The 3587-nt window shown below is 66.8% G+C and carries 4 protein-coding genes; 1 reads left to right on the top strand and 3 read right to left on the bottom strand.

Annotated features, from left to right (window positions below):
• Window positions 1–485 (bottom strand): SDR family NAD(P)-dependent oxidoreductase (locus AC1VAN_RS15220; RefSeq protein ID WP_480986115.1); only part of this gene is annotated, 485 nt, incomplete at its 3' end.
• Between the two features lie 111 nt (window positions 486–596).
• Between AC1VAN_RS15220 and AC1VAN_RS15225 the strand changes: the two genes are divergently transcribed.
• Complete coding sequence (locus AC1VAN_RS15225; RefSeq protein ID WP_346602952.1) at window positions 597–800, top strand: hypothetical protein; 204 nt, start codon at window positions 597–599, stop codon at window positions 798–800.
• Window positions 801–877: 77 nt separating this feature from the next.
• On the opposite strand, the gene sppA is transcribed toward AC1VAN_RS15225, so the two are convergent.
• Together sppA and AC1VAN_RS15235 are read right to left on the bottom strand one after the other, a co-directional pair.
• On the bottom strand, window positions 878–2800 hold the full coding sequence (gene sppA, locus AC1VAN_RS15230; protein ID WP_312109865.1) for a signal peptide peptidase SppA: 1923 nt from the start codon (window positions 2798–2800) through the stop codon (window positions 878–880).
• A 114-nt stretch (window positions 2801–2914) separates the two neighbouring features.
• Window positions 2915–3587 (bottom strand): MATE family efflux transporter (locus tag AC1VAN_RS15235; RefSeq protein WP_480986116.1); only part of this gene is annotated, 673 nt, incomplete at its 5' end.

The raw sequence follows: 3587 nt of genomic DNA on the forward strand, positions 1-3587 counted from the left end.
CCATAGACCACGCCGCTGCGCACATGGGTCAGGCCGGACACGCTGCCGACGTTGACGATGGCCGATGAAGCGTGTCGCGCGAGCAACGGATGCGCATAGCGCGACAGCTCGAACGCCGAGAACAGATTGGTCTCGAAAATGCCGCGCCACTCGTCTTCGGAATACTCCGTGGCGGGCTTGGTGATGTTGCCACCGGCATTGTTGACCAGGATGTGCAGGCCGTCGGCGTGGTCCTCGACCCAGTCCAGGATCTGCCGGCGATCTTCGTCGTCGGACACATCGGCGGCCAAGGCGTGCACCTGGTGCTGCGGATACACATCCAGCAGTTCGTCGCGAGCACTCTCGAGCATGTCCAGGTCGCGGCCGACGATCATCAGATCGGCGCCGAGACCGGCCAGTTCATGCGCGATCGCCAGGCCGATACCGGCGCTGGCACCGGTGATCAGGGCCGTCTGCCCATCCAGGCGCCACCGTTGCTGGGTCATATGTCCTCCGGGGCCGCGCCCGCTGTGTTTCGATGCGGCAAGGATACGCGCTCACGACCGTCCGTCGCCCGGGATGCGACACTGGCTGCACGTCCCTCGTGGAGAGCTGCCATGCGCGTCCTGATTCCCGTCCTGCTGTCGGCCGTCGCGCTGGCCGGGTGCCAGCGCCCTGCACCGCCCAATCCCGAACGACCACCGCAACCGCAGGCGATGGCCAAGGCGATCAATCAACCGCTGGACCGCGCAAAGTCCGTGCAGAAGACACTGGACGAGGCGGCCGAACGCGAGCGCAAGGCAGAGGCCGACGCGCAGTAGAACCCCGCATGCAACAACGCCCGGCCAAGGCCGGGCGTTGTGCATTCAGTAGATCCACGCCATGCGTGGATGGGCCATCAGAACCCGCAGAAGCAATACGCCAGCGACTTCACCGGTGCACCGTTGCCCTTCTCGCGGGCCGCGTTCTCAACGAAGCGCAGCTGCGTATCGATTTCCGGCATCGTGCGCGCCAGCATCATCCGGCCCACGCCGGAATCGGCCAGCATCCAGGCGCCGGCGTGGCTGCCAGCGAAGCCGCTGACGAACTGCGCGAACGGCGTCGCCGCCTTCTCGATGTAACGCACGCGGTACTTGTCGGTCGCGCCCAGCTTGGCCCGGCCAGCAGCGTCAGCCACGGCGTCCTTCAGGCCACCGAAGGCATCGACCAGACCGCGCTCCTTGGCCTGCGCACCGCTCCAGACGCGCCCACGGGCCACTTCGTCAATCGCCTCGACCGGCTTCTTGCGGGCCTCGGCAACACGGCCGGTGAAATCGGCATAGCCCTTGTTGATCACCGACTGGATGACCTGGCCCACGGCCGGGTCCATCGGCCGGGTGACATCGAAGGCACCGGCGAAACGGGTGGTGCCGACGCCATCGGTGTGCACGCCGAACTTGTCCAGCGCACGGCTGAAGTTGGGGATCATGCCGAAGATGCCGATCGAACCGGTGATGGTCGACGGATCGGCATAGATGCGATCGGCGTTCATGCTGATCCAGTAACCACCGGACGCAGCGAGGTCACCCATGGACACAACCACCGGCTTTCCGGCAGCCTGCAGTGCCACCACTTCGCGACGGATCTGCTCGGAGGCGTAGACTTCGCCGCCCGGCGAATCCACGCGCAGCACCACGGCCTTGACGTCGTCATCGTCGCGGGCCGCACGCAGCAGCGCCGAGGTCGATTCACCACCGATACGGCCGGCCGGCAGATCGCCGCCGCTGATTTCACCGGAGGCCACGATGACCGCGACCTGCGGACGCGAATCAACCGGGTTGCGGCGCGCATCGAGCTGGGCCATGTAGGTGCCGAAATCGATGTTGCGGAAACCACCGTCGGCGTCTTCGTCGGCCACGCCGCGCTCGATCATCAGATCCTCGAATTCCTCGCGGGTCTTCAGCGCGGTCACCAGCTTCTGCTGCAGGGCGAACTTGGCCAGGTCGCCGCCAGCGGCAGCGACGCCTTCAGGCAGGGTGTCGATACCGGCCGCCAGCTGTGCCGGATCCAGGCGGCGGGCCTTGGCGATATCGCCGAGGTAGCGCTGCCACACATCGTTCATCCAGAACAGATCGGCTTCCTTGGACGCCGGCGACGCCGCGTCGAGCACGTACGGCTCGGCCGCCGACTTGTACTCGCCYACCTTGAACAGGTGCACGTCCACGCCCAGCTTGTCCTGCAGGCCGGTGCGGAAATACTGGCGGTAGCGACCCAGGCCTTCCAGCACCACCGACCCCATGGGGTCCAGGTAGACCTCGTCGGCCTGTGCGGCAAGCAGATACTGCGACTGCCCCATGCTCTCGCTGAAGGCCACCAGCTGCTTGCCCGAGGCGCGCAGGTCCTGCAGCGCGGCGGACACTTCGCGCAGCGAGGCGAAACCGGACGGCTGCAGCTTGTCCAGTTCCAGCACCACCCGCTCGATCTTCTTGTCATCGCGCGCGCTCTCGATCACCCGGATCAGATCGCGCAGCTGCACTTCCTCGGCACCGTTGTCACCGACGGCCTTGGCCAGCGCGCGGCTGACCGGATCGGCACTGTACTGCTCGACCAGGCGGCCTTCCGGCGCGATCACCAGGGTGGTGCGGTCCTGCAGCGCCTTGCTGGCACCTGCGCCCATGCCCGCAGCGACGATGAACATCACCAGCACCAGCAGCAACAGGCCGAAGAACACCAGGTTGAGGATCAACCGGCGGGTGAAATTCATCACGTCCCACAGCCCGATGAAGAAGCTGGCGACAGGATTGCGGTTCGCCGGGGGCAGCGGCGGCACGGGTTGGTTCATGGAGCACTCCGGATGGCTTCTTGCCGTGGTAACAGCATAGCCGGTGCCGCGTGAGGCAGCATCGGACACAAGTCAGGGGATCGCCAGTCACGGTTGCCCGGGACCGGCGTGATGTCAGGCCAGCGTGGACTGGCCAATGCGTTTGCTGCTGCGGCTCAGGCGCCAGCCCATCAGGATGGCGGCGGCGGTCAGGCCGACGATCAGGCCGATCCACATGCCCTGCGGCCCCATGCCCAGGCCCAGGCCGAGCCCGGCACCCAGCGGCATGCCCAGGCCCCAGTAGGCGAACATGGCGATGAACATCGGCACGCGGGTGTCCTTCAGGCCGCGCAGCGCGCCGGCCGACAGCACCTGGATGCCATCGGGGAACTGGAAGGTGGCCGCGTACAGCAGCAGGGTCGAGGCCAGCCCGGCCACGGCCAGGTCGTTGGTGTAGACGCCGACGATGGCGTCGTGGCCGAACAGCAGTGCCGCCGCCGACAGCGTCTGCGTACCCATGATGATCGCGTAGCCGGCCCACGCCGCACGGCGCACGCCGAAGCCATCGCCACGGCCAACCGCATGGCCGACCCGCACGGTGGTCGCCTCGGCCACACCCATCGGGATCATGAAGCACAGCTGCGCCACGTTGATCGCGATCTGGTGCGCGGCCGCTTCATTGGCGCCCAGGCGACCAATCAGCAATGCAGTGACGATGAACAGGCCACCTTCCATCAGCACGGTGATGCCGATCGGCAGGCCGGTGCGCAGCAGGTCCCAGATCGCTGACCAGCGCGGCCCCTCGAAG

The sequence above is a fragment of the Stenotrophomonas sp. 05L44_2 genome (assembly GCF_056665995.1).